The sequence below is a fragment of the Nocardia mexicana NBRC 108244 genome (assembly GCF_001613165.1).
In the GTDB taxonomy this organism is placed as follows: domain Bacteria; phylum Actinomycetota; class Actinomycetes; order Mycobacteriales; family Mycobacteriaceae; genus Nocardia; species Nocardia mexicana.
In genome coordinates this window covers 1-25687 of the sequence record NZ_BDBV01000076.1, presented here as the reverse complement: position 1 = coordinate 25687, position 25687 = coordinate 1, and the positions used below count along the sequence as shown (strand labels likewise).

The 25687-nt window shown below is 68.4% G+C and carries 23 protein-coding genes; 15 read left to right on the top strand and 8 right to left on the bottom strand.

The annotated features are described in order from the left end of the window. Window positions 1-7 precede the first annotated feature (7 nt). Window positions 8-652, bottom strand: a complete 645-nt coding sequence (locus tag NM1_RS28345) for an MBL fold metallo-hydrolase (protein ID WP_068026488.1) — start codon at window positions 650-652, stop codon at window positions 8-10. Between the two features lie 94 nt (window positions 653-746). On the opposite strand from NM1_RS28345, the gene purS reads away from it, so the two are divergent. Both purS and purQ read left to right on the top strand, forming a co-directional pair. Next, a complete protein-coding gene (purS, locus tag NM1_RS28340; RefSeq protein ID WP_068026485.1) occupies window positions 747-983 on the top strand; it encodes a phosphoribosylformylglycinamidine synthase subunit PurS in 237 nt (78 codons plus the stop codon). Beyond that, on the top strand, window positions 980-1657 hold the full coding sequence (gene purQ / locus NM1_RS28335) for a phosphoribosylformylglycinamidine synthase subunit PurQ (protein ID WP_068026482.1): 678 nt from the start codon (window positions 980-982) through the stop codon (window positions 1655-1657). Before purS ends, purQ begins: the two co-directional genes overlap by 4 nt. Window positions 1658-1696: 39 nt before the next feature. On the opposite strand, the gene NM1_RS28330 is transcribed toward purQ, so the two are convergent. Together NM1_RS28330 and NM1_RS28325 are read right to left on the bottom strand one after the other, a co-directional pair. Next, window positions 1697-2767, bottom strand: a complete 1071-nt coding sequence (locus NM1_RS28330; protein ID WP_068026479.1) for an ABC transporter substrate-binding protein — start codon at window positions 2765-2767, stop codon at window positions 1697-1699. Between the two features lie 135 nt (window positions 2768-2902). Further along, the gene (locus NM1_RS28325; protein ID WP_068026476.1) at window positions 2903-3961 is read right to left on the bottom strand and encodes a substrate-binding domain-containing protein; all 1059 of its coding nucleotides are present in this window, start codon (window positions 3959-3961) and stop codon (window positions 2903-2905) included. Window positions 3962-3990: 29 nt separating this feature from the next. On the opposite strand from NM1_RS28325, the gene NM1_RS28320 reads away from it, so the two are divergent. The 3 genes from NM1_RS28320 to NM1_RS28310 all read left to right on the top strand — a co-directional run bounded on the left by NM1_RS28320 (window position 3991) and on the right by NM1_RS28310 (window position 6828). Beyond that, window positions 3991-4446, top strand: a complete 456-nt coding sequence (locus NM1_RS28320) for a MarR family winged helix-turn-helix transcriptional regulator (protein ID WP_307719339.1) — start codon at window positions 3991-3993, stop codon at window positions 4444-4446. A 104-nt stretch (window positions 4447-4550) separates the two neighbouring features. Continuing rightward, window positions 4551-5528 carry an aliphatic amidase gene (locus tag NM1_RS28315; RefSeq protein ID WP_068026474.1) on the top strand — a complete coding sequence of 326 codons (978 nt, stop codon included), beginning with the start codon at window positions 4551-4553 and terminating at the stop codon, window positions 5526-5528. 10 nt (window positions 5529-5538) lie between these two features. After that, entirely contained in the window at window positions 5539-6828 is a 1290-nt protein-coding gene (locus NM1_RS28310; protein WP_068026471.1) for a M18 family aminopeptidase, read from the top strand. A gap of 15 nt (window positions 6829-6843) precedes the next feature. On the opposite strand, the gene NM1_RS28305 is transcribed toward NM1_RS28310, so the two are convergent. Then, window positions 6844-8184, bottom strand: a complete 1341-nt coding sequence (locus NM1_RS28305) for a glycosyltransferase 87 family protein (protein WP_246011507.1) — start codon at window positions 8182-8184, stop codon at window positions 6844-6846. A 160-nt stretch (window positions 8185-8344) separates the two neighbouring features. On the opposite strand from NM1_RS28305, the gene purL reads away from it, so the two are divergent. After that, on the top strand, window positions 8345-10636 hold the full coding sequence (purL, locus tag NM1_RS28300; protein ID WP_068026469.1) for a phosphoribosylformylglycinamidine synthase subunit PurL: 2292 nt from the start codon (window positions 8345-8347) through the stop codon (window positions 10634-10636). A gap of 25 nt (window positions 10637-10661) precedes the next feature. On the opposite strand, the gene NM1_RS28295 is transcribed toward purL, so the two are convergent. After that, entirely contained in the window at window positions 10662-10952 is a 291-nt protein-coding gene (locus tag NM1_RS28295; protein ID WP_068026466.1) for a YiaA/YiaB family inner membrane protein, read from the bottom strand. 138 nt (window positions 10953-11090) lie between these two features. Between NM1_RS28295 and NM1_RS28290 the strand changes: the two genes are divergently transcribed. From NM1_RS28290 to NM1_RS28280, 3 genes are all read left to right on the top strand, one after another. After that, window positions 11091-12848, top strand: coding sequence for an alpha/beta hydrolase (locus NM1_RS28290; protein ID WP_068026463.1), 1758 nt, complete (start codon window positions 11091-11093; stop codon window positions 12846-12848). 77 nt (window positions 12849-12925) lie between these two features. Continuing rightward, the gene (locus tag NM1_RS28285; RefSeq protein WP_246011508.1) at window positions 12926-13540 is read left to right on the top strand and encodes a CPBP family intramembrane glutamic endopeptidase; all 615 of its coding nucleotides are present in this window, start codon (window positions 12926-12928) and stop codon (window positions 13538-13540) included. 72 nt (window positions 13541-13612) lie between these two features. Next, window positions 13613-13999 (top strand): sterol carrier family protein, encoded by a 387-nt coding sequence (locus NM1_RS28280; protein WP_068026460.1) that lies wholly within the window; start codon window positions 13613-13615, stop codon window positions 13997-13999. A 10-nt stretch (window positions 14000-14009) separates the two neighbouring features. Here the strand turns inward: NM1_RS28280 and NM1_RS28275 are convergent, their stop codons facing one another. Then, window positions 14010-15341 carry a YhgE/Pip domain-containing protein gene (locus NM1_RS28275; RefSeq protein WP_255286235.1) on the bottom strand — a complete coding sequence of 444 codons (1332 nt, stop codon included), beginning with the start codon at window positions 15339-15341 and terminating at the stop codon, window positions 14010-14012. A 61-nt stretch (window positions 15342-15402) separates the two neighbouring features. Between NM1_RS28275 and purF the strand changes: the two genes are divergently transcribed. The 5 genes from purF (at window position 15403) to NM1_RS28250 (ending at window position 22751) form a co-directional block, all read left to right on the top strand. Continuing rightward, window positions 15403-17010, top strand: coding sequence for an amidophosphoribosyltransferase (gene purF, locus NM1_RS28270; RefSeq protein WP_068026457.1), 1608 nt, complete (start codon window positions 15403-15405; stop codon window positions 17008-17010). A gap of 350 nt (window positions 17011-17360) precedes the next feature. Further along, window positions 17361-18917 (top strand): ABC transporter substrate-binding protein, encoded by a 1557-nt coding sequence (locus NM1_RS28265; protein ID WP_068026454.1) that lies wholly within the window; start codon window positions 17361-17363, stop codon window positions 18915-18917. 86 nt (window positions 18918-19003) lie between these two features. Next, complete coding sequence (locus NM1_RS28260; protein ID WP_174556927.1) at window positions 19004-20014, top strand: ABC transporter permease; 1011 nt, start codon at window positions 19004-19006, stop codon at window positions 20012-20014. After that, window positions 20015-21001, top strand: a complete 987-nt coding sequence (locus NM1_RS28255) for an ABC transporter permease (protein ID WP_068026451.1) — start codon at window positions 20015-20017, stop codon at window positions 20999-21001. It abuts the gene before it with no gap. After that, complete coding sequence (locus NM1_RS28250; protein ID WP_068026448.1) at window positions 20994-22751, top strand: ABC transporter ATP-binding protein; 1758 nt, start codon at window positions 20994-20996, stop codon at window positions 22749-22751. Before NM1_RS28255 ends, NM1_RS28250 begins: the two co-directional genes overlap by 8 nt. 124 nt (window positions 22752-22875) lie before the next feature. Here the strand turns inward: NM1_RS28250 and NM1_RS28245 are convergent, their stop codons facing one another. After that, window positions 22876-23508, bottom strand: a complete 633-nt coding sequence (locus tag NM1_RS28245; RefSeq protein ID WP_068026444.1) for a TetR/AcrR family transcriptional regulator — start codon at window positions 23506-23508, stop codon at window positions 22876-22878. After that, on the bottom strand, window positions 23495-24361 hold the full coding sequence (locus NM1_RS28240) for an alpha/beta fold hydrolase (protein ID WP_068026442.1): 867 nt from the start codon (window positions 24359-24361) through the stop codon (window positions 23495-23497). The genes NM1_RS28245 and NM1_RS28240 overlap by 14 nt, the downstream gene beginning before the upstream one ends. A gap of 193 nt (window positions 24362-24554) precedes the next feature. On the opposite strand from NM1_RS28240, the gene purM reads away from it, so the two are divergent. Continuing rightward, window positions 24555-25655, top strand: coding sequence for a phosphoribosylformylglycinamidine cyclo-ligase (gene purM, locus NM1_RS28235; protein ID WP_068026439.1), 1101 nt, complete (start codon window positions 24555-24557; stop codon window positions 25653-25655). Window positions 25656-25687: the final 32 nt, after the last annotated feature.

Genomic DNA, 25687 nt, shown 5'->3' with positions numbered 1-25687 from the left:
CGTACCGTCACAGATCGGCGTGGTCCTCGGCCTGGATCACCGTGAAGTCGGTGTCCGGGGGCCGCATCTCCGACAGTCGGCCGAAGTAGATGCCCTGCGCCTCGGGCGCGATGATCCCGTAGTGGATGGGGAAGGCGGCGCGCGGCCCGACGGCGCGCAGGTAGTCGACGGCCTCGCTGATCTTCATCCACGGCGCCACCGCCGGCATGGCGAGCACCCCGACCCGCACCGGCGGCACCCACAGCGAGTCGCCGGGATGGACGAACCGCGCCGGATCGTCGGGTGTGCCCAGCTGGAAGACGGTGTTGTCGATGACCGGGAGTTCGGGGTGGATCACCGCGTGCCGTCCGCCGCCGCCGGTGATCTGCACGCCGCCGACGGTCAGCACCCGGCCCGCGGGCACCTCCTCCCAGGGCTCGCCGCGCAGCCGCGCGGTCTGGGGGTCGCTGAGCAGCCGCGCGCCCGGATTCTGCTCGAGCAGCGCCTCGATCCGGTTCGGATCGATGTGATCGGGATGCTGGTGGGTGATCGCGATCGCGTCGAGCCCGGTGATGCCCTCGAAGCCGTGCGAGAACGTACCCGGATCGAACAGGATCTTGGTGCCGTCGATCTCGACGAGAACGCAGGAATGACCGAAGTGGGCTATGCGCATGTGTTCACCGTAACTCCGTGTGCCCCGGCGGGCCCGCGACCCACCACCCCCATTAGGCTGTTCAGGTAACCCCCACCAGCGTGAGGAGCAGCGCGTGGCACGAGTCGTGGTCGAGGTCATGCCGAAGACCGAGATCCTGGATCCGCAGGGCCAGGCCATCGTCGGTGCACTCGGGCGCCTGGGTTTTCCCGGCGTCTCGGATGTGCGGCAGGGCAAGCGATTCGAACTCGACGTGGACGACAGCGTGGACGACGCGGAGCTCGAGAAGATCGCCGAGGCGCTGCTGGCCAACACCGTGATCGAGGACTGGAAAGTGGTTCGGGTCTCGTGAGCAGCCGCATCGGGGTCATCACCTTTCCGGGCACCCTCGACGACGTCGACGCCGCCCGCGCGGTGCGGTTGGCGGGCGCCGAGGCGGTCAGCCTGTGGCACGCCGACGCCGACCTGAAGGGTGTCGACGCGGTCGTCGTCCCCGGCGGCTTCTCCTACGGCGACTACCTGCGTGCCGGTGCCATCGCCCGCTTCGCCCCGGTGATGGGCAAGGTGGTCGAGGCGGCCGGTAAGGGCATGCCGGTGCTGGGCATCTGCAACGGTTTCCAGGTGCTGTGCGAGGCGGGGCTGCTGCCCGGCGCGCTGACCCGCAACGAGGGCCTGCACTTCGTCTGTCGCGACGAATGGCTGCGGGTGGAGCAGACGAATACGGCCTGGACCTCCCGATACGAGCCGGGCGCGCAGATCCTCGTCCCGGTCAAGAACGCGGAGGGCCGCTACCAGGCCGCGCCGTCGGTGCTCGACGAGCTGGAGGGCGAGGGCCGCGTGGTGTTCCGCTACGCGGGGGAGAACCCGAACGGCTCGCAGCGCAATATCGCCGGTATCGCCTCCGCCGACGGCCGCATCGTCGGCCTGATGCCGCACCCGGAGCACGCCACCGAGCCCCTCACCGGTCCGAGCGACGACGGGCTGGGCATCTTCCTGTCGGTGCTCGACAGCCTGGTCTCGGCCTAGAGCGAATCCCTCGTCATTCCGGCGCGCTCGCGGCCGGAATCAGACCCGGAGAAGTACCTCGAATTCGGCGCCGTTGGCCCGGAAGATCCGGACCGGCTGTTGCAGCTGGTCGCCCTGCAGCCGGAACTCCCCGGCATTGTGCTCGAAGACCGTGCCCGAGCCGACTCGCGTGTGAATGCGCTCCACGTCGTTGGACCCGGCGGCCGCCAGCATCGACCGCAGGGTGTGCAGCGACTGGTAGATACAGGTGGCGAAGCGGCTGAACGACGGCGCGAAACTGCCGTGCAGCCGGTGATAGCGCTCGATTCGCTCGCGGTCGGGTCGCAGGCGCGAATCGGGGATCACGCTGGAGGGCACATAGATATTGGCGTTGGCCCGGAAACCGCCCGCGGCCAACAGATTCTCGTCGGCGGTCGGTCCGGTGCGGAACTGCCGCTCGGCCCGCCCGGCCGCCGCGAAGGCCCGATTGAAGCGCGCCGCGTCGGCCCCGACCAGCAGCACCACGACGCCGTCGGCGAGATCCAGCCGCGGATCGGTCAGTACCTCGTCGTAATCCGCACAGCCCTGGGGGAGGACGTATTCGGCCACGATGGAGTGCGGCCGGTCGAGCATCTGGTGCAGGGCCGGAATCATCATGCGCGACCAGATGTAATCGCTGGCCACCAGCGCCCATCGATGCGCCCCGAACTCCCGGTGCAGCCAGTTCAGCGCGTCCACCGTCTGGGCGCCCGGATTCTCGCCGATCATGAACACCCCGCGCCGGGAACCGAACTGGCCGTCGTCGCCGATGCCGAACAGCGCGGGCACCCGCCCGTCCACGGCCTGCACGACGGCGGCGCGGGCATCGGGCATCGGGATTCCGGTGACGGCACCGACCATGCCGGTGGCGAGGAATGCCGAGACCTCCCGGGCGATCTCGCGCGGCGGGGCACCGCCGTCGACGGTGGTGATACGCACCTCGCGGCCGAGAATGCCGCTGCCGCTGTTGATTTCGAGCTCCGCTAACCCGGCGGCGGCCTCACAGGACGGCCCGATCATCCCGCCCGGTCCACGCAGGGGCACCACGTTCAGGATTTCGAAGGTGTCGTGTTCACCCCCCGGCGTTCTCATATCGCACTCTCCGTCAGCTGCGCTGGTGATGGCGGATACTGCTCGATGCCTGGCTCACCGAGAGTTTACTCACAAATCGCCAGTGGCTCGAGGGGGGATCGCGGGTGTTGCGGAAGGTACCGAACGGTACGTGAATCAGGCGATCCGGCCGAGGATCTGTAGGTCCACACCGTCGGCGCGGGCGATCCGGGCCGACTGAACCGCCTGGTTGCCGCGGAAGCTGCGCTCGCCGGACGGGGTGGTGAGCACCGCGCCGCCGGTCAGTGCGGCGTGCATGCGCGGCACCTCCAGGCCGCCGACCGATTCGGCGACCGCGCGCAGCGTGTGCATGGCCTCGTAGCTGGTATTGCCGAAGAAGGTGAGCTGCGGCGCGAATTCGCCGTGCATGGCTCGGTACCGGTCCAGGCGATCCGGGTCGGGAAAGAAGGAGGAGGATACGTAGAGGTTCTCGTTGGCCGCGGCGCCCGCCGTGAGCAGCACCGTCTCGTCGACCGCGGGGCTCACCCGCACCTGTCTGCCCGCTCTGCCGGTGCGGGCGAACTGTCTGTTGAAACGGGCGGCGTCCGTCCCGACCAGCAGCATGACCACGCCGTCGACCTTGTCCAGGCGCGGATCGGCGAGGAAGGCGCCGAAATCCGTGGTGCCCAGCGGGACGAACTGCTCGAGCACGATCGTCTCGGGGGTACCGAGCGCGGAGCGGATGGCCGCGGCCGTCACCCGCGGCCAGATGTAGTCGTTGCCGATGATCGCCCACCGCCGCACGTCGAGCTCGCGGCGGAGCCAGCCCATGGCGGCCAGGATGTGGCCCTCCGGATCCTCGCCGATCATCAGCACGCCCGGCATCTCGTCCGGCAGGCCCTCGTGCGTCGTCGCATAGAGATAGGGGACGCGCCCACCGGCGGCGCGCGCCACGGCGCGCCGAACCGCAGAAATATGCCAACCCGTGATCGCATGCACCATATCGGTGGCCAGCAGCGCCGACACCTCCTGCGCCACCTCGTGCGGCGACCGGCCGCCGTCGATGGTGGTGACCCGCACCTCACGCCCGAGAATTCCTGCGCCGCTGTTGATCTCGTCGACGGCCAGCGAAATTGCAGCATCACACGAGGGGGCCACAATTCCTCCGGACCCCTGCAGCGGGACGATGTTGAGAACCTCGATCACATCATCCGGACTCTCGCGCAACGCGAACATTCGGTACCCTTCTTCTCGTCCGAGCGAAAATGAATGGGCGGGAAAATATGTCGACCATTGTAAGCGGATTTTCCACGCTGCATGGGGCGCTGCGTGCTGCCGAACGCAGTTGGTTACGTCACCTGGACGCCGCATTGTGTGCCAGGCAACTTTCGGCCGATCAATGGGCGATGTTGTCGAAATTGTCCGACCAGGTGGGCGTCACGATGAGCGAGCTGGCCGCCCGCTCGCAGTTGCCGCCCTCCTCGGCCACCCGGCATGCCGATGCGCTCGCCGAGCGCGGCCTGATCTTCCGGATCGCCGCCGAGGACGATCGCCGGCGCATCCTGATCGGGCTGACCAAGCGCGGTTCGGAGCTGGTCGAGTCCGTGCGGTCCGAGGAACTGCGGGCCGAGGAGGAGCTACGCAAGCGGATCGGCGCCCGCAGCCACGCCGACCTGCTGCGGCTGCTGGAACTCGTCACCGAGGTTCCGGTCGCCGACTGAATCCTGTCGACCGACAGGGTTTGCTCTCGGCTCGCCGCGCGGCTTGCGCGAATCTGGTTTATGTTTCCGAATGGAAGAAACCGATTCGATTGCGAGGAGCGGATATGAGCCTTGAAACGGTTGCATCGAATCCGGACACGGTTTCCGTTGCCGTTGTCAATCATCCTATGACTCGCCTGCACTCGCGGGCCGAAGTGCTCGCCAACTGCTATCGGATCGGACACCTCGTAGACGGCCTGAAAACCGGCCATCCGGAGCTGGACCTGATTGTCATGCCGGAATATTCGACAACCGGTGTGATGTACGACGAGACCGAGTTGTACTCGACCGCGATGGTGATTCCCGGGGAGGAAACCGAAGTATTCGCCGCCGCCTGTCGCCGCAACCGGGTGTGGGGGGCGTTCGCCCTGGGCGGCGAGCGACACGAAGGGCATCCGCTCAGGCCCCCGTACAACACCGCGGTGCTGATCAACGACGACGGCGAGATCGTGCAGCGCTACCGCAAGATCGCGCCCGCGGCCGCGGGCGAGCTGTCCTGGCCGGGCGAGGCCACATACGTGAGCGCCGGCCCGAAGGGCCTGCAGATCTCCCTCCTGCTCGGCGAGGACGGCAATTTTCCCGAACTGTGGCGCGACTGCGCGATGCGCGGGGCGGAACTCGTGGTGCGGTGCATGGCGCTGCGCAGCTGCGACGCCGAACAGCAGATCGGCATGGCCAAGACGATGGCCTGGGCCAACAACGTCTACGTGGCCGCGGCCGGTGCCACCGGTTTCGACGGCCTGCACGCCTACTCCGGCCGCTCGGCGCTGGTCGGCTGGGACGGGCGGCTGCTCGGCGAATGCGGCGCCGAACAGGGTGGGCTGTCCTTCGCGCACCTGTCGATCGGCACGCTGCGTGACGCGCGGCGCTACGAGCGCGCCCGCAATCCGCTGTACAACCTGCTGCATCGGGGCGAGGCCGGACTGGGCAAGGTGGGGGTCGGGGTGCGCGGGCTGGCCGAGTGCCCGCTGGACTTCTACCGCACCTGGGTGACCGATGCGATCAAAGCGCAGGAGAAGGTGCACGAGATCAGCGATGTCTAGGATCGCTGCTATGTCCGTCTCGACCACCGCGACGGCGTCCGGGTTGTGCGCCTTCGTCGACGCCTCGCCGTCTCCCTTCCACGTCGTCCACACCGTCGCCACCGAACTGGCGGCCCAGGGCTTCACCGAGCTGCCCGAATCGCGGCCGTGGACCGCCGGGGACGCGGGCCGGTATTTCGTGGTGCGCGGCGGCTCCCTGGTGGCGTGGGCCGGATCCGCCGACGATTCCGCCGCCCATCCCTTCCGGGTGGTCGGCGCGCATACCGACAGCCCGAATCTGCGGGTCAAACAGCATCCGGATCTGGCGGCCGCGGGATGGCAGCTGGTCGGGCTGGAGCCCTACGGCGGCGCCTGGCTGAACTCCTGGCTGGATCGCGAGCTGGGCATCTCCGGGCGGCTCACCGTGCGGGACGGAAATACCGTGGTGGAACGGCTCGTTCGCATCGACGAGCCGCTGCTGCGGGTGCCGCAGCTGGCCATCCACCTGTCCGAGGACCGGCGCGGAGTGACGCTGGATCCGCAGCGCCATGTCAACGCGGTCTGGGGTGTGGGCGGCGAGCCCCGGTCGTTCCTGGACTATGTGGCCGAGCAGGCCGGCGCCGATCCCGGCGCGGTGCTCGGCTGGGAGCTGATGACCCACGACCTGTCGCCGAGCCGGTTGGTCGGGCGGGACCGCGATCTGGTGAGCGCGCCCCGGCTGGACAACCAGGGCACCTGCTACGCGGGCCTGCACGCGTTCCTGGCCGCCGCGGACCGGCCGGGGCTGGCCGCGCCGGTGCTGGCGATGTTCGATCACGAGGAGGTCGGCAGTCAGTCCGAGCGCGGCGCGCAGTCCGATCTGCTCCCGGCGGTGCTGGAGCGGATCGTGCTGGCCCGGGGCGGCGGGCGTTCGGAATACCTTGCGGCGCTTGCCGGTTCGGTCTGCGCCTCGGGCGATATGGCGCATGCCACGCACCCCAACTACCCGGAGCGGCACGAGCCCGCGCACCGCATCGCGATCAACGGCGGTCCGGTGCTGAAGGTGAACCAGAATCTGCGCTACGCCACCGATGCGGTCGGCGCCGGGGCGTTCGCGCTGGCCTGCGCGCAGGCGGGGGTGCCGCTGCAGCGCTACGTACACCGCGCCGACCTGCCCTGCGGGTCCACCATCGGCCCGATGACCGCGGCCCGCACGGGCATGCCCACCGTCGACGTGGGCGCACCGCAACTGGCGATGCATTCGGCGCGGGAACTGATGGGCGCGGCCGACGTGCGCTCCTACTCCGCCGCTTTGGAGACATTCCTGACACCGACGGAATGACCCGCCTGCTCGCACCTACGGAATGGCGCGCCCTTCGCTTTCCGCGGAATGACCCGCCCCTTCACTTTCCCGGCACGCTTCCCCCTCGTTTTCCCGGCACGCTTTCGGCCGGGATGTCCACGCGCCCAGGGCCAATACCGCGAACGTCACCAGCGCGTAGCTGCTGCCGATCACCTGTTGCCATAGCGACCAGCCCGCCTCCTGGTCGTTCTGGTGCGGCAGCAGCCAGAACGGTCCGATGAAGAACATCACGGTGATCACGGCCAGGGCGCCGGTAACCAGGTTGCGGCGGAGGCGATTCGGTTGCGCGGACAGCGGGTTGGCGGCGGCGACGGTCAGCATCGCCGGAGCCACCCACACCCAGTGGTGCGACCACGAGATCGGCGAGATCAGCAGCACCGCAGCGGCATTGACCAGCAGCGCGGCCACGTCGGCACCGGCGTCGAGCAGCCGTTTCATCCACAGCGCCGCCAGCCCGAGGGCGACGGCCGACAGCGCGATCCAGATCAGCGTGCCCACGTCCTCGGAGAACCCGAGCCGGAAGGCGAAGCCCTTCAGCGACTGGTTACCCGCGTAGGCGGCCGGTCCGATCCGATCGGTGTCCCACAGCGTTTCGAACCAGTATTCGGCCGAATCCCCAGGGAACAGCAGGAATCCGAGCGCGATCGCGCCGAACGCGGACAGCACCAGCGTGATCGACGTGCGCCAGTCCTTGCGCAGCAGGAAGTACAGCAGGTATGCCGCCGGAATCAGCTTGATCGACACCGCGATTCCGATCAGCATGCCGCGGGGCCAGCGCGGCTTGCGCACCAGCACGTCGAGCGCGATCGCGGCCATCAGCACCAGGTTGATCTGCCCGAAGTTGTAGGTCTGGCGCACGGGTTCGGTCACACCGAGCACAGCGACCGCGCCGATGATCAGCGCCACCCGGGTCGGCAGGTCCAGCGACGGCCGCATCCGGTCCAGCACCAGCCACAGCGTGATGCCCAGGCTCGCAATGGAGATGGCCAGCACCAGTCCCTGCGCGGCCCCCAGCGGCAGCAGAGCCAGGGGCGTGAAGAACAGCGCGGCCAGCGGGGGATAGGTGAACGGCAGGCCGATGCCGCCCGACTTCGGCATCGGGCCGTAGAGGTCGCCGCCGTCGAGCCAGACCCGGGCGCCGTTGCGGTACACCTCGAGATCGATGTAGCCGTGCCATAGCTTGAACACCAAGGATGCGATCGCCGAGACGGCGAACAGGCCAATTGCGATCGACAACAGGCGTAGCTGGCGGGTTGTCAGACCGGTAATGGACGACGCCACGGAGGTGGCCACGGGCGCTTCGTCCGGATCCGCGACCCTGGATCGATCTGTCACTCGAGCAGCGTATCCAATAGCAGTACGCCTGCCTGGTCGGGTGGGGTTTGCCACACACTAGACTGGGCTCGTCTCCCCACCCGCTCGAGCGTTGCGCCACATCCGGTGAGCCTGCCGGTTGCCCGTCGTATGCCCGGCCGAAAGGACCCCGGTACCCACAGTGACTGTCCACGTCGACACCGTCAGCGCCGCCGCAGCCACCCCGGATACCCCGCAGCCCTATAAGGAATTGGGCCTGAAGGACGACGAATACGCCCGCATCAGGGAGATTCTCGGCCGTCGCCCCACCGACGCCGAACTGGCGATGTACTCGGTGATGTGGAGCGAGCACTGCTCCTACAAGTCCTCGAAGGTGCACCTGCGCTACTTCGGCCAGACCACCACCGACGAGATGCGCGCGTCCATGCTGGCCGGTATCGGCGAGAACGCCGGCGTGGTCGACATCGGCGACGGCTGGGCGGTCACCTTCAAGGTGGAGAGCCACAATCACCCCTCCTACGTGGAGCCCTACCAGGGCGCCGCGACGGGCGTCGGCGGCATCGTGCGCGACATCATGGCGATGGGTGCGCGGCCGATCGCGGTGATGGACCAGCTGCGGTTCGGCGCGGCCGATCATCCCGACACCCGGCGCGTGGTCGACGGTGTGGTGCGCGGCGTCGGCGGCTACGGCAATTCGCTGGGTCTGCCGAATGTGGGCGGCGAGACCGTCTTCGACCCGTCCTATCAGGGCAATCCGCTGGTGAATGCGCTGTGCGCGGGCGTGATGCGGGTGGAGGATCTGCATCTGGCCTTCGCCTCCGGGCAGGGCAACAAGATCATCCTGTTCGGTGCGCGCACCGGGCTCGACGGCATCGGCGGCGTCTCCGTGCTGGCCTCGGACACCTTCTCCGGCGACGAATCCGGTACCGGCCGGAAGAAGCTGCCGAGCGTGCAGGTGGGCGACCCGTTCGCGGAGAAGGTGCTCATCGAGTGCTGTCTCGAGCTCTACCACGCCGGACTGGTGGTCGGTATCCAGGACCTCGGCGGCGCCGGATTGTCGTGCGCCACCTCCGAACTGGCCGCGGCCGGTGACGGCGGCATGCACGTGAAGCTGGACCGGGTGCCGCTGCGGGCGGCGAATATGACTCCCGCGGAGATTCTTTCGAGCGAGTCGCAGGAGCGCATGTGCGCGGTCGTGACCCCCGACAATGTCGACGCGTTCATGGCGGTCTGCAAGAAGTGGGACGTGCTGGCCACGGTGATCGGCGAGGTCACCGACGGCGACCGGCTGCAGGTCACCTGGCACGGCGAGACCGTGGTGGACGTGCCGCCGCGCACCGTCGCCCACGAGGGGCCGGTCTACGAGCGGCCGGTGCAGCGTCCCGCCGACCAGGACGCGCTGATCGCCGACGTCCCGGATGCGCTGGCGCGCCCCAAGACCGGCGACGAACTGCGGGCGACGCTGCTGACGCTGCTCGCCAGCCCGCAGCTGTGCAGCCGCCGCTGGATCGTCGAGCAGTACGACCGCTACGTGCGCGGCAACACCGTGCTGGCCGAGCACGCCGACGCGGGTGTGATCCGCATCGATGAGGAGTCCGGCCGCGGCATCGCGCTGGCCACCGACGCCTCCGGCCGCTACACCAAGCTCGACCCCTACACCGGTGCGCAGCTGGCGCTGGCCGAGGCCTTCCGCAACGTCGCCGCCACCGGCGCCACCCCGAAGGCCGTGACGAACTGCCTCAACTTCGGCTCCCCGGAGGATCCGGGCGTGATGTGGCAGTTCCAGCAGGCCGTGCGCGGGCTCGCGGACGGCTGTGCGGCCCTGGGCATTCCGGTCACCGGCGGCAACGTCAGCTTCTACAACCAGACCGGGCAGACCGCGATCCTGCCCACCCCGGTGGTGGGTGTGCTGGGCGTCATCGACGATGTGCACCGGCGCATCCCGACCGGCCTGGGCACCGAGCCCGGCGAGACGCTGATCCTGCTCGGCGACACGCGTGACGAATTCGGCGGCTCCATCTGGGCGCAGGTCGAACACGACCACCTGGGTGGTGTGCCGCCGCGGGTCGACCTCGCTCGCGAACAGTTGCTGGCCGAGGTGCTCACCGCGGGTTCGCGCGACGGAATGATCAGCGCCGCCCACGATCTCAGCGAGGGCGGGCTGATTCAGGCGGTCGTCGAGGCGGCGCTGGCCGGCGAGACCGGCTGCCGCATCCTGCTTCCGGAGGACGCCGACCCGTTCGTGATGCTGTTCTCCGAATCGGCGGGCCGCGTGCTGGTGGCGGTCCCGCGCTCGGAGGAGACGCGGTTCACCAAGATGTGCACCGCACGGCAGCTGCCGTGGGTGCGCATCGGCGTGGTCGACCAGGGTTCGGATTCCGTTGAGGTGCAGGGTCAGTTCACGGTGCCGATGGCCGAGCTGCGGGAGACCTTCGAGGCGACGCTCCCCACGCTGTTCGGGCATGTGAACTGAAACGAGCGGGGTGGGCCGGTGATCCTCAGCCCATCACCTTGAACGGATCGTGTTCGGCCATCAGCTTTTCCATCCGCGCCTCGTCGATGCGGTGGGTGACCCTGGTCGACTCGAACTGGTCCCGGACCACCTTGGCCAGGCTGAAGCTGCTGCTGACCAGGAACAGCACGGCCATCAGGAGGAAGCCGCGCTGCCAGATGTCCAGGGGCAGGTAGAGGATCCCCGCACAGGCCGCGAAGAAGCTGATGCCGAAGGCGATCGCGGCCTGCGCGAGAAAAGCCGGAGTGCTCTTCTGCGGTGCGTTGGCATTGCTCATGGGTATAGAGTGCGGCGTGCGGCGCCCGCGATCGCCGGTAGAACTACTCGAGCGACACGGGTAATTCCCGCGCCGCAGGTCATTATGCTCACGCGACCAGATCCCCGATTTCGGAGCGGCTGCCGCCATACTTGACGGGTGCTCGATACCGCCGAGACTCTCACAACGCTGCGCACGCGCGGCGTTGTTGCTGTCCGGCAGGGTAAGCATCTGCTGCGCCGCCTAGAGGACGACGTCATCGACCTGAACTACGTCGGCCTGGTGGTGGCCACGGTGTTCTTCGGGTGGTCGGTGACGCCCTCGCTGCTGCCGCGCGACTGGCTGTTCCAGGGTCTCATCAGCGGCCTCAACGCCGCGATCGGATACGGCGTCGGCTGCGTGCTCGAGTGGTTGTTCCGCAAGTGGATTCGGCCCAAGCTGCCGGTGCGGAGCCCGTCGCTGGGCGTGCAGTACGCGGTGAAGTTCGCCGTGCTGACCGCGTGCGTGCTGATCGCGATCTGGATGCTGGTGCTGTCGGCGGACTGGCAGCGGCAGATCTCGGCGCTGATGGATATGGAGGGCACCACCCGCGCGGCGTACCTGCGCACGGGCGCGCTGAGCCTGGCGGTCGGGGTCATCGCGGTGGCGGTGTATCGCACGCTGCGCGAGATCGTGCGGTTCTTCGCGCGGCTGCTGAGCCGGTGGGTGCGGGTGCCGCCGCGGTTCGCCCCGACCGTCGGCGTGATCGTGCTGACCGTGCTGGCGGTGACGCTGTTCAACGGCGTCGCCACCCGGGCGTTCTTCGCGGTCGCCAACTCGGCCTTCAGCGTGCGCAACGACAAGATGTCGGACTATGCGGTGCAGCCGCAGCTGCCGGAACGGTCGGGCAGCCCGGCCTCGCTGGCGAAATGGGAGACGCTGGGTTCGGAGGGCCGCTGGTTCGTCTCGCACGGACCGGACGCCTTCCGCATCGGTGCGGTGACGAAAGCGCCCGCGCGCGAACCGATTCGGGTCTACGTCGGCCTGGATTCGGCGAAAGCCGGTGTGACGCAGGAGCAGCTGGCGGTCGACGAGCTGGAGCGCACGGGCGCGTTCGATCGCAAGGTGCTGGTGGTCGTCACCACGACCGGCACCGGCTGGGTGAACTCCGAGACGGCCGAGGCGATCGAGTACCTGTATCACGGCGACACCGCGATCGCCGCCTCGCAGTATTCGTACCTGCCGAGCGTGCTGTCGTTCCTGGCCGACCGCCAGAAGGTGGCGGTGGCCGGCAAGAAGATGTTCGACGCGATCTACGCGGCCTGGTCGAAGCGTCCGCCGGAGTCGCGGCCGAAGCTGCTGGTGTACGGGGAGAGCCTGGGTTCGCAGGGGTCGGAGGCGGCGTTCGACGGGCTGGCGGACCTGCGCGCGAAGGTGGACGGGGCGTTGTGGGTGGGCCCGCCGAACTCGAATCGCCTGTGGAGCCAGTTCACCGAGCGCCGCGACCCGGGTACCCGTGCGGTGGACCCGGTGTACGCCGACGGGCTGGTGGTGCGATTCGCCACGGCCGCACCCGATCTGAGCAAGCCGTCGCCGGACTGGCGCCGGCCGCGCATCGCCTACCTGCAGCACCCCTCCGATCCGATCGTGTGGTGGTCCACGGATCTGATCTTCTCGCAACCGGATTGGCTGTCGGAGCCGCGCGGGGCGGACGTGTCCTCGCAGATGCGATGGTGGCCGTTCGTCACCTTCTGGCAGGTCGCGGTCGACCTGACCAACGCCCAGGGCGTCAGCGACGGGCACGGTCACAACTACGGCAATATGGTGCTGGACGGCTGGGTCGCGGTGCTGCCGCCGCCGGACTGGACGCCGGAGGAGCTGGACCGCATCCGCACCCAGCTGGACCTGTCCGAGGAATTCGAACGCGCGGTGAAATGAGTGCAGGTGGTGATGTGACGGTAATTCCTTCCACCGCACGCGATCCGGTGGCTGCGGCCACGGTTTCGGTTGCTGCCGTGAGTGTTCCGCTGGCCTGGAGCAACGTGGTGCTGCCCCGCCTCGGCGTGGGACTGCGCGGCCGCACCGTCGCGAATGTCGCCTTCGCGGCGGCCTACGCCACCGCTTTCGGTGCGCGCCCGAACTGGTGCTCGCGCCGCGGATTGCGTTGGGGCGCGGCCGCCGCGGCGACGATCACATCGGGTTATGCCGCGGCCCTGGCGATTCCGCCGCTGCGCCGCCGCCTCGCCGAATTCGCCGACCGCGCACCGGAGGTCCCGCTCGCCGAATGGGCCGCGATCCACATCCCCCTGGGCACCGTCTACAGCGAGGAACTCGTCTTCCGCGCCACTCTCGACCCGCTGCTCGGCACCACCCTCGGGCCAGCCGGAAAATGGCTGAGCGCAGCAACTTTCGGCCTCTGGCACGTCCACCCCGCCCGAGCCGCGGGCGACAACGTCCCCGCATCGGTAGCCGCAACCGCAACCGGCGGCCTACTCCTGTCATGGCTCCGCCGCCACACCGACAGCGCCACCGCCCCCGCCCTACTCCACCTGGCCCTCAACGCAGGCGGCGCCGTAGCCCCACACCTGGCCCGTGCATGTCGACCGACCAGCGGGTCGCCTGCGGGATGATGCGGTGCACCGACACGAATCAGCTCGAGATCTGGACCGACCGCGCCTTCGATGGCTGAGTAAGCTCGGTTTGTGGCACGACAGGCGGCGATAGACCCGGAGGAACTGCGCAAATCGCTGGTGGCGCTGGGCGACTGGCTGCGCGACGACTCGTTGCCCGCACCCGCGCGGAGCGAACTCGCGGCGGCGGTCAAGGGGAGTGCGCGGACCCTTGCCGCCGCCGCACCCGGGCATTCGGTGGAGGTGCGGGTGCCGCCGTTCGTGGCGGTGCAGTGCATCGAGGGGCCGCGGCATACGCGGGGGACGCCGCCGAATGTGGTGGAGACCGATGCGCGCACCTGGCTGTTGCTGGCCACCGGGCTGTTGAACTTCGACGACGCCGTGGAGTCGGGGGCGCTCAGCGTCTCGGGCCTGCGGGCCGGGGAGCTGGCGCGCTGGTTACCGCTGGTGCCGCTGTAGGTTCCCGGCGTTATGCCGACACCTGGTTCACCGGCTTGCGCTCCAAACCCTTGCGGTCGTAGAAGCGGGTGATCACCAGGCCGAGTACTACGCCGATGGCCAGGCCCAGCACCGCCATCCAGACACCGCGCGTCATCCCGGCGGCGCCGTTGCCGTTGAAGTACAGCAGCGAGCGGACGCCCAGGAACACCTGGTGCATCGGTTCGAATTCGGCCAGCCAGGCGAAATACTTCGGCGTCGCCTCGATCGGCACGGTGCCGCCGGAGGAGGGCAGGCCGAGGATGACGAAGATGATCAGGTTGACGATCAGACCCGACGTGCCGATGGCCGCCAGCACCGAGGTGCAGGTGAAACCCACGGCGATCATGACGAAGGCGCCGTAGAGGTACAGCGCCAGCGGCTTGTCGATCGGCATGCCCAGCGCCTTGCCGATGCCCAGCAGCGCCGCGGAGACGATCACCGCCATCGCCGCCACGGCCGACCATTTGATCAGCAGCGTCGTCGTGCGGGAGATCGAGGCGCGCGGATAGTGCAGGTACCACGGGCCCCATTCGGTCGGCAGGAAGCCCAGGGACGCATCGATCAACTGGTGGATGATCATGGCGCCGACCATCCCGACCAGCAGGAGCAGCAGGCTGTAGAAGAAGGCGGTGAGGCCCTCGCCCGAGCCGCCCGGCAGCGGCCGGAACTGTTCGACCACGATGTTCAGCGGACGTTCCAGCGTGATCCGGGCGGCGCCGGACAGCTCCGGCGCGGGCGGCCCGCCGGGCGGCGGCTGCAGCTGGGCCTGGACCTGTTCGGTCAGCTGCTTGCCGACCTGCGCCTGCACCTGGGTCAGCGCCTCCTCGCCGAACCGCTCCAGAATGGCGGTCGCGAAGGCGCCGGTCCGGGGGTTGGTCTGCAGCGTGATGACCGGTTGCTCGATATCCCCGGGCACGATGCTGCCGACGCCGAGGATGCCGAGCCGCTTGGAGAAGTCGCTGGGGATGTAGATGGTGCCGTACACCTGCGCCGACTGCATCGCGAGCTGGGCCTCGCTCGGCCCCAGCACCTGCAGATCGATCTTGTCGGCCGGGACCGCCTGCTGCAGTCCCTGGGCGACCTCGTCGCCGAAGTTGACCACCTTCTCCTGGCCCGGCGCGCCGAGCTTGTCACCGACGTCCTGATTGACCAGCGCCACCGGAAAGTTGTGCAGATTCTCTTCCGGATCGACGACGTAGTCGAGATACATGACGCCCAGCAGCGAGGCCAGCAGGGTCATCACGATCACCGGGAATGCCCACCTGAGCGGGGTCAGGTGTCGCCGGGGAGGACTCACTTCCGAACCGTCGGTCGTCGCCACGGTCGAACGGTAGCAGCAACCGGCCCGCCAACCGGGTGATCCCGCGCGAGGTTTCGCCGGAATGACCCGTAGACTGATCAGTGCCCCCCGCCCGCCGAACAGGGAGCAAACGGTGACCCTACATACGCCCTCCGCGGACCAGCCCGAGAACGAGCCGCGCGAGGAGTGCGGCGTCTTCGGAGTCTGGGCCCCGGGCGAGGATGTATCCAAGCTCACTTACTACGGGCTGTATGCCTTGCAGCACCGCGGCCAGGAGGCCGCGGGCATCGCCGTCGCCGACGGCTCGCAGGTGCTGGTGTTCAAGGACCTCGGCCTGGTCAGTCAGGTATTCGATGAGCAGACCCTGGCCGCCATGCCCGGCCACGTCGCCATCGGCCACTGCCGCTACTCCACCACCGGCTCGGTCACCTGGGAAAATGCCCAGCCGATCTTCCGCACCAATGCCGTCGGCACCGGACTTGCCCTGGGGCACAACGGAAATCTGGTCAACACCGCCGAACTCGCAACCCGGGTGCGCGAACTCGGACTGGTCGGCGGCCGACTATCCGACGGCTCGATGTCGGCCACCTCCGACTCCGACGTGATGACCGCGCTGCTGGCGCACACCGCCGCCGACAAGAGCATCGAGCAGGCGGCCATGGAGCTGCTGCCGACGCTGCGCGGCGCCTTCTGCCTGACCTTCATGGACGAGCACACGCTCTACGCCGCGCGCGACCCGCACGGGGTGCGCCCGCTGTGCCTGGGCCGCCTCGACCGCGGCTGGGTGGTTGCCAGCGAGACCGCGGCGCTCGACATCGTGGGCGCCTCGTTCGTGCGCGATATCGAACCGGGCGAACTCCTGGCGATCGATGCCGACGGCGTCCGCTCGCTGCGCTTCGCCAATCCAGAGCCCAAGGGCTGTGTCTTCGAATACGTCTATCTGGCCAGGCCCGACAGCACCATCGCGGGCCGCTCGGTGCACGGCACCCGCGTGGAGATCGGCCGCCGCCTCGCCAAGGAGCATCCGGTCGACGCCGATCTGGTGATCCCGGTGCCGGAGTCGGGTACCCCCGCCGCGGTCGGGTACGCGCAGGGTTCGGACATCCCCTACGGCCAGGGCCTGATGAAGAACGCCTATGTGGGGCGCACCTTCATACAGCCCAGCCAGACCATCCGCCAACTCGGCATCCGGCTCAAGCTCAATCCGCTGCGCGAGGTGATCCGCGGCAAGCGGCTGATCGTGGTCGACGATTCGATCGTGCGCGGCAACACCCAGCGCGCGCTGATCCGGATGCTGCGGGAGGCGGGCGCGCTGGAGATCCACGTCCGCATCGCCTCGCCGCCGGTGAAGTGGCCCTGCTTCTACGGCATCGACTTCGCCTCGCGGGCGGAGCTGATCGCGAACGGCGCGGGCCCCGACGACACCGAATCGGTGGACGAGATGGTGGAGAACGTCCGGCGTTCCATCGGTGCCGATTCGCTCGGCTACATCTCGCTGGAGGGCATGATCGCGGCGACCGAGCAGCCCCGGTCCCGGCTGTGCAGCGCCTGCTTCGACGGCAACTACCCGATTCCGCTGCCCACCGAGGCGGCGATCGGCAAGAATGTGCTGGAGGGCATCCTCGGCGGCAAGCGGGAGTCGGAACTGTTGGGCGACAACGCGAATGCGAGCGCGCTCAGCCGGCCCTGACGGTTCGGTCGCCGATCCTGCCTGCAACATAGTTGCGCGCTGTCCCGGCAGGCGGTAGGCCACGGGATTGCGCAGCTTGCAATAGTTCCGGTGCGGATGCCCCTGCGCCGACGCTTTTTGGACTTGCGACCATTAATTGTTGCGAAACGCAACATATTTGCAACGGCCCGGCGGTACTGTCCCCGCCATACCGAAGTTCACCGCGTACGCGCCCGGCCTGTGATCCAGGCCCCGGGCGCGCCCGCGTTGCGAGATGAGGACAGTTCATGCGGTTTTCGGCTTCAGCGGTGTCGGCGGCTCGGAGGAGCCGCGGCCCCGGCGGCAGGGTGAAAAGTGTTGCGGCAGTGGGGATGGCGGGCCTAGCGCTACTCGCGGTGGCGGGGTGCGGGTCTGGGCGAACCGGGGGCGGCGGCGACGGCGGCGGATTGGTGATCGGCACCACCGACAAGATTTTCTCCCTGGACCCGGTGGCGGCCTACGACCAGGGCTCCTATGTTCCGGAGACGCAGATCTTCCAGCACGTCATGAACTTCGCGCCCGGCCAGACCAAGCCGGAGCCCGATGCCGCGGAGAAGTGCGACTTCACCCAGCCCACCGTGTACACCTGCACGCTGAAGAAGGGGCTGAAGTTCGCCAACGGAAATCCGTTGACCGCCAAGAGCGTCAAGTTCTCCTTCGATCGAATGGTCAAGATCAACGATCCGAACGGGCCCGCCGCGCTGCTGACTCACCTGGACCGCACCGAGGTGGTCGACGACTACACGGTGACGTTCACCCTGAAGAACGCCAACGACCAGACCTTCCCGTCGATCCTGGCGACGCAGGCCGGTCCGATCGTCGACGAGACGGTGTTCTCGCCCGACAAGCTCGTGGACGACGATTCGGTCGTCAAGGCCAAGGGCTACTCCGGGCCCTACACGATCACCAGCTACGACAAGAACAAACTCGTCGAGTACCAGGCGAATCCGGACTACAACGGCATCCTCGGCAAGCCGAAGACCAGTTCGGTGTCGACGAAGTACTACGCCAGCAGCGAGAACCTGAAGCTCGACATCCAGAACGGCAATATCGACGTCGCCTACCGCAGCCTGAGCCCCACCGATATGGAGTCGCTGCGCGGCAGCGACAAGGTGGCGGTGCACGAGGGGCTCGGCGGCGAGCTGCGCTACATCGTGTTCAACATGAACACCATGCCCGGCGGCACCCCCGAGCAGAAGCTCGCGATCCGCAAGGCCATGGCCTCCAGCGTCGACCGCGACGCGCTGTCGAAAGATGTGTACAAGGGCACCTTCACGCCCGCGTATTCGCCTATCCCGCAGGGTTTCACCGGCGCGACCGAGCCGTTCAAGGACATCTACGGCGCCAAGCCGAACAAGGAGCAGGCGGCGAAGTTCCTCGCCGACGCGGGCGTCGCGGCGCCGGTCGAGATCAACCTCCAGTACAACCCGGACCACTACGGCGGCTCCAGTTCCGAGGAGTACGCGGCCATCAAGAGCCAGCTGGATGCCACCGGCCTGTTCAAGATCAACCTGCAGTCCACCGAGTGGGTGACCTACCAGCACGAGCGGGCGCGCGACGGCTACCCGGTGTACCAGCTGGGCTGGTTCCCGGACTATCCGGATCCGGACGACTACCTGACCCCGTTCTTCGCGCCGAACAACTTCCTGCAGAACCACTTCGAGGATCCGGCCATCACCGCACAGCTGACCGCGGAGGTGACCGAGCCCGACGAGGCCAAGCGGGTGAAGATCCTCGAGCAGGTGCAGCGCGACCTGGCGCAGAAGCACATCTCGACGCTGCCGCTGCTGTCCGGTAAGCAGATCGCGATCACCACCAAGGGCGTCCAGGGCACGGAGACGACGCTCGATCCGTCCACCAAGTTCCGCTACAGCGTGCTGAGCAAGTGACAGCCGTGGTGACCGAGCAGGAGCCGCCCGCCCCGGCTCCTGCTCCCCGGAATGCACCGGGCCGCAGCCGATCTCGCTACGGCGTACTGCTGCGCTACCTGGCCGTCCGGCTGTTGCTGATCGTGCCGACGGCATGGATTCTGGTGACGGTCGTATTCTTCCTGATGCGGGTCGTGGGCGATCCGATCAGCGCCGCGCTGGGCGGGCGGCTACCACCGGACCAGATCGAGGCCCGCAAGGAGGCCGCCGGGCTCAATCGGCCTGTGCTGAGCCAGTATTGGGACTACCTCACCGGGCTGGTGCGCGGTGATTTCGGCCGTTCCACCGACAATCGGGCCATCAGCGATATCGTCGCCAGCTACGGCGCGGCGACGCTGGAGCTGGTGTTCTGGGCGCTGCTGGTGGCCTTCCTGGTCGGAGTTCCCCTGGGGCGCTACGCGGCCCGCCGCCGCGACAAGGCCTCCGATGTCGGGCTGCGGCTGTTCGGCATCCTGGTCTACGCGGCCCCGGTGTTCTTCGTCGGCCTGCTGTTGAAGCTGATCTTCGCCGTGCAGCTGGGCTGGCTGCCGGTGGCGGGTCGAGCCAGCACCAATGTCGAACTGGCGCTGCAGCATGTCTCGCCGAAGACGAATATCCTCACCATCGACGCAATCCTGTACGGCGACATGGGCTATCTGGCCGACGTGCTGGAACACGCCATCCTGCCCGCGATCGCGCTGGGCCTGCTCACCGCGGGAATCTTCCTCCGGTTGGTGCGGATCAACCTGATCCAGACCCTGCACAGCGATTTCGTCGACGCGGCACGGGCGCGCGGGCTGACCGAACGGGTGGTGGTCGGCCGACATGCCTTCCGCAACGCCATGATTCCGATCGTCACGGTGATGGGCATGCAGATCGCCATGATGCTGGGCGGGGCCGTGCTCACCGAGATCACCTTCGAGTGGAAGGGCCTGGGCTACCAGCTCGCGAGTTATCTGCAGGCCCGCGATTTCGTTGCGGTGCAAGGGATCGTGGCCTTCCTGGCGCTGGTGGTGGCGGTGATGAGCTTCCTCGTCGACGTCGTCGTGGCGCTGATCGATCCGAGGGTGAGGTTCTAGATGACTGCACCTGAACTGCTGGCGGACCCGGTCGTGGTGCCGCCCGGGCCGCGCCGGGGCATCCCCGGCCTGCGGTTGTTCTCGATGACGTCGGGGCTGCAGCGGGTGACGCTGATCTTCGGTCTCGCGCTCATCGCGATGTTCGTGATCGTGGCGCTGTTCGCACCCCTGATCGCACCCTACGGATTCGCCCAGATCTCCTCGGACGGTGTCGATTTCGTGCGACAGCAGGCCCCGTCGGCGGAGCATTGGTTCGGCACCTCGGTGCGCGGGGAGGACGTGTTCTCCCGCGTACTGTTCGGCGCGCGCACCGCGCTGTGGGTCATCGCGGTGTCGCTGGTGCTGTCGCTGTTCGTCGGCGTCCCCTTGGGTTTGGTGTCCGGGTACGTCGGGCGCTGGGTCGACCGGGTGCTGACGCTGTTCATGGACGCCATGTACGCGTTTCCGACGCTGCTGCTGGCGATCGTGGTGTCGATCGTGGTGGCCGGGGGCAATTCGTCGAGCTTCGGCGGCGTGCTGTCGGCCGCGGTGGCGATCACGGTGATCTTCGTGCCGCAGTACTTCCGGGTGGTGCGCAACGCGACGCTCGCGGTGAAGACCGAACCCTACGTCGACGCCGCCCGGGTGACCGGGGCGCCGGTCGGGCGCATTCTGTTCCGGCACATCTTCCCCAACGTCACCCAGTCGCTGCCGGTGATCATCACGCTCAACGGTTCCGAGGCCATCCTCACCCTGGCCGCCCTGGGCTTCCTGGGTTACGGCATCGAGCCCACCCAGGCCGCCGAATGGGGCTACGACCTCAACAAGGCGCTGGCCGACGTGTCCAACGGAATCTGGTGGACCGGCGTATTCCCCGGTGTCGCAATCGTTCTGGTGGTGCTCGGCATGACGCTGGTGGGGGAGAGCCTCAACGAGGTGCTCAATCCGCTGCTGCGCACCCGCCGCGCGGCCACCGCCGCCGCACCGAAGGAGACCACCGGTGACTGAGACCCTGGACCGCGCGGCCGCCCTGGCCATCGAGTCGCTGTCGGTCACCTTCGCCACCGACGCGGGCCCGGTGAACGCGGTGTGCGATGTGTCCTACGAGGTATGTCCCGGCGAGGTGCTGGCCATCGTCGGGGAGTCCGGATCGGGCAAATCGGTGAGCTCCCGCACCGCGATCGGCCTGCTGCCCTCGACCGCCCGGGTCACCGGCCTGGTCACGATGGGCAGCAACAAGATCACGTCGATGACCGAGAAGCAGCTGACCGCGCTGCGCGGCGGCGAGATCTCGATGATCTTCCAGGAGCCGGGCGCCGCCCTGGACCCACTGTTCACCGTCGGCTATCAGCTCACCGAAGCCCTTCGCGCACACAATGGTTCGGGCCGCAAACAGGCCAGGGCCCGCGCGATCGAGCTGCTGCGCACGGTGGGGCTGCCCGATCCGGAGCACCGCGTCGACTACTACCCGCATCAGCTGTCCGGCGGGCAGAAACAGCGCGTGATGATCGCCATCGCCATCGCCTGCGAGCCGAAGGTGATCATCGCCGACGAACCGACGACGGCCCTGGACGTCACCGTGCAGGCCGAGATCCTGGAACTGCTGCGGGATCTGCGCGATCGCATCGGCAGCGCGATCGTGCTCATCACGCACAACATGGGTGTGGTCGCCGACCTCGCCGACCGGGTGGTGGTGATGCGCGCCGGGCGCGTCGTCGAAACCGCGCCGGTCGACGAGCTCTTCGCCGATCCCCAGCAGCAGTACACCCGGGACCTGCTCGCCGCGGTACCGCATCTGGGCGCCGGTCTGCGGCCGACGTCCGGACCGGTGTCACCCATTGCGCCACAGGTGGATTCGGAAGCCTCCACGGTGGTGGCCGAACGACCCGCCGGGGAGACGGCCGAACGACCGGAGTCGGCCGAGGATTCGTTGCTCGAGGTGACCGATCTGGTGGTGGAATTCCCCGGGGCCCTGGGCCGCTCGGCCTTCCGGGCGGTGGACGGCGTGAGCCTGCGCATCGGCCGCGGCGAAACCCTCGGGCTGGTAGGCGAATCCGGCTCCGGCAAGACCACCATCGGGCGGTGCGTCGCGGCGCTGCAGCGGCCGTCGTCGGGGACGATCACCATGCTCGGCACCCGGGTGACGGGGCTGTCGGAGCGGCAGCTCCGGCCGCTGCGCAAACGGCTGGGGTTCGTATTCCAGGATCCCGCAACGTCGTTGAATCCCCGGCTGACGGTCGGACAGTGCGTGGCCGAGCCGCTGGTGGTGCACCGCGCCGCCAACGGTGAGGCGCTGCGGACCCGGGTGCGCAAGCTCCTCGACGACGTGCAACTGCCCGGCGGCACCGAACAGCGCTACCCGCACGAGCTGTCGGGCGGCCAGCGGCAGCGGGCGAGCCTGGCCCGCGCGCTGGTGCTCAACCCGGACCTGCTGATCGCCGACGAGCCGACCAGTGCGCTGGACGTCTCGGTGCAGGCGCGGGTGCTCGAGCTGTTCGCCGCGCTGCAGCGGGAATTCGGCTGGGCCTGCCTGTTCGTCAGCCACGACCTCGCCGTGGTGGACCAGCTGGCGGACCGAATCGCGGTGCTGTGCAACGGTTCCGTGGTCGAACAGGGCACCCGTGACGAAATCCTGCGCCATCCCACCCAGGAATACACGCAGCGTCTGGTCGCCGCGGTCCCGGTCCCCGACCCGGTGGAACAACGCCGGCGCCGCGCGGCCACGGCGGCACTTTTCGCCACGGACCACAGCGGGTAATCCGGAGCCGGGTTGTGTCGTCGCGCCGTGTCGGGGGCGAGCCGACGAACTGACGGCACAACCCTAGGCGAGCACCCGGCCGGTCGGTGCCGGACGATATGACCGGGTGCTCGCCGCTTGTCTCTCAGGGGGTCTGGGGGAGGCGGAGTAGGCCGCTGATGAGGAGCATGAGGGACTGCTGGGCCTCGGCGCGGGCGGAGTCCGGGTCGGTGGCGTGGGAGACGATCATGCCTGCCTCCGTTACCGCGCTGAGGATGAGTTGGGCGAGTATCCGCACCGGGACGTCGGCGATCAGTCCGGCCTCGCGGGCCTGCTCGAGCTGGTCGGTGATCAAACCCAGCCCGTATCGCGCCTCCATCTCGCGCCAGGCGGGCCAGCCCAGCACCGCGGGGGCGTCCGACATCGAGATCCGGGCGACCTCGGGGCGCTGGCACACCTCCAGGAAGGTGTTGAGGCCGACGGCCATGGCCGCGAGGTTGGCGGCCGGATCGGTCGGATCGGTTGTCTCGGACAGTGATTCGATGGCCCTGGTCACCTCCGCGGTGGCCTCCGACTCGACCAGCTCGAGGACGGCCAGGAACAGCCCGCGCTTGTCGCCGTAGTGGTGGTGCAGCGCGCCGCGGGTGACCCCGGCCGCGGAGACGATCTCCTCGGCCGAGACACCCGCGTAGCCGCGCTCGGCGAACAACCGGCGGCCGGCGTCCTCGAGCGCGGCCCTGGTGGTGCGCGAACGATCCTCCTGGCTACGGCGTGGCATGCAGCCGAGTGAACTCCAGTATCAACTCGGTGAGCAACTCCGGCCGGTCCTCGGCGCTGAAGGTGTACGAGTCATCGATCAGCCGCAGCGTGGCGTCGGGCAGGTCGCGGGCCAACCGCTCCGCGAACGACACCTTGAACACCTTGTCCTCCGGCGCCCAGGCCAGCAGCACCGGCAGGTCGAGGGTGGGGAACCGCTCGGCGGCCGCCAGCGTGTAGCGCTTGTGGATGCCCCGGACGAACCGGTACAGATCCGCCCGGATGGCCGCGGATCCCCGACTGGGCAGGAGATAGGAGTCGGCGAACTCCGGCGGCACCGGCCGCTTGGTCACCAGCCCGAAGGCGATCGGCAGCCGCTGCGCCGGTCGGAACCGCATCAGTTCCAGCAGGCTCCGGAAGGGGCCGGGAATCGCGGCCAGCCGCGGCAGCGCCGTGAACGGCTGCGGCAGGAACTTGTCGTAGGCATCGCAGTTCGTCAGCACCACGCGGCCGACGCGGGACCGGTCGCGGGTCAGCATGATCTGCGTGATCGCGCCGCCGGTGTCGTTCGCCACCAGCGTGACGTCCTCGAGGTCCATCCGTTCCAGGAAGGCCGCGATCATATCGGCGGCACCGGTCGGCGAGAGGTCGGCATCGGGCACCGGGATCGAATGCGCCCCGAAGGGCAGATCGGGGGTGATGCACCGATGACCGGCCGCGGCGACGCCGGGCACCACATCGCGCCACAGATCCGCATTGACCAGCAATCCGTGCACGAAGACGACCGGTGCCCCGGAGCCGGTGTCGTGATAGCGGATTCGGCCGCCCGGCAGGTCCAGCTCGTGGATCGGGCCGAGTGTGCTGCTGATTCCCATGGAGTGCCTCCCGGATGCGTGCTGTCAAGGTCCGCACAGATTTACATACATACAGTATGTACGTCAATGGTTGGCCTTCGAAATTGCCCGGATTGTCAAGTGGTCAAGCCAATACCGGTGCAGTCCCGTTATCCGGCTCCGGTAGCGTGATCAGGCATCTATCCGCCGATTCGGTTTGGAGCTTTCCCCGAAAATGACTGAGCAGACCCCGACTGGTGCCGGTGTGGACGGCCGTGACGCCGGTGCTTCGTACGCCGCGGCCGGCGTGGACATCGAGGCCGGTGACCGCGCAGTCGAGCTGTACGCGCCGCTGGCCAAGAAGGCCACCAGGCCAGAGGTGCAGGGTGGACTCGGCGGCTTCGCCGGACTGTTCGCGCTCAAGGGCGACTACCGCGAGCCCCTGCTCGCCTCCTCCACCGACGGGGTCGGCACCAAGATCGCGATCGCGCAGGCGATGGACAAGCACGACACCGTGGGCCTGGACCTGGTCGCCATGGTCGTCGACGACCTGGTGGTCTGCGGCGCCGAACCGCTGTTCCTGCAGGACTACATCGCCGTCGGCAAGGTCGTTCCGGAACGGATGGCGCAGATCGTGTCCGGCATCGCGGAGGGATGCGTGAAGGCCGGCTGTGCGCTGCTGGGCGGCGAGACGGCCGAACACCCGGGCCTGATGGGCGCCGACGACTACGACATCTCCGCCACCGGCGTCGGCGTGGTCGAGGCCGACGCCGTGCTCGGGCCGGACCGGGTGCGCCCCGGCGACGTCGTGATCGCGATGGGCTCCTCGGGCCTGCACTCCAACGGCTACAGCCTCGCCCGCCACGTCCTGCTCGAGATCGACCGGATGTCACTGGCCGGACAGGTCGAGGAGTTCGGCCGCACCCTCGGCGAAGAACTGCTCGAGCCGACCCGCATCTACGCCAAGGACTGCCTGGCCCTGGTCGCCGAGACCGATGTGCGCACCTTCTCGCACATCACCGGCGGTGGGCTCGCCAACAACCTGGCCCGGGTGCTGCCCGCCGGACTCGTCGCCGAAATCGACCGCGGCACCTGGAATCCCGCGCCGGTGTTCAAGATGATCGCGCAGCGCGGACGGGTCGAGCGGGTCGAGATGGAGAAGACGTTCAACATGGGCGTCGGCATGGTGGCCATCGTCGCGCCGGAGGATGCGGAGCGGGCGCTGGCGGTGCTCACCGCGCGGCACATCGAGTGCTGGACGCTGGGGACCGTGAAGAAGGCCAAGGAGAGTGGGGCGGAGCGGGTCTCGCTGGTGGGGGAGCATCCGCGGTTCTGAGTTTTTGGCCTCCGCTTCGCTCCGGCGGGTTT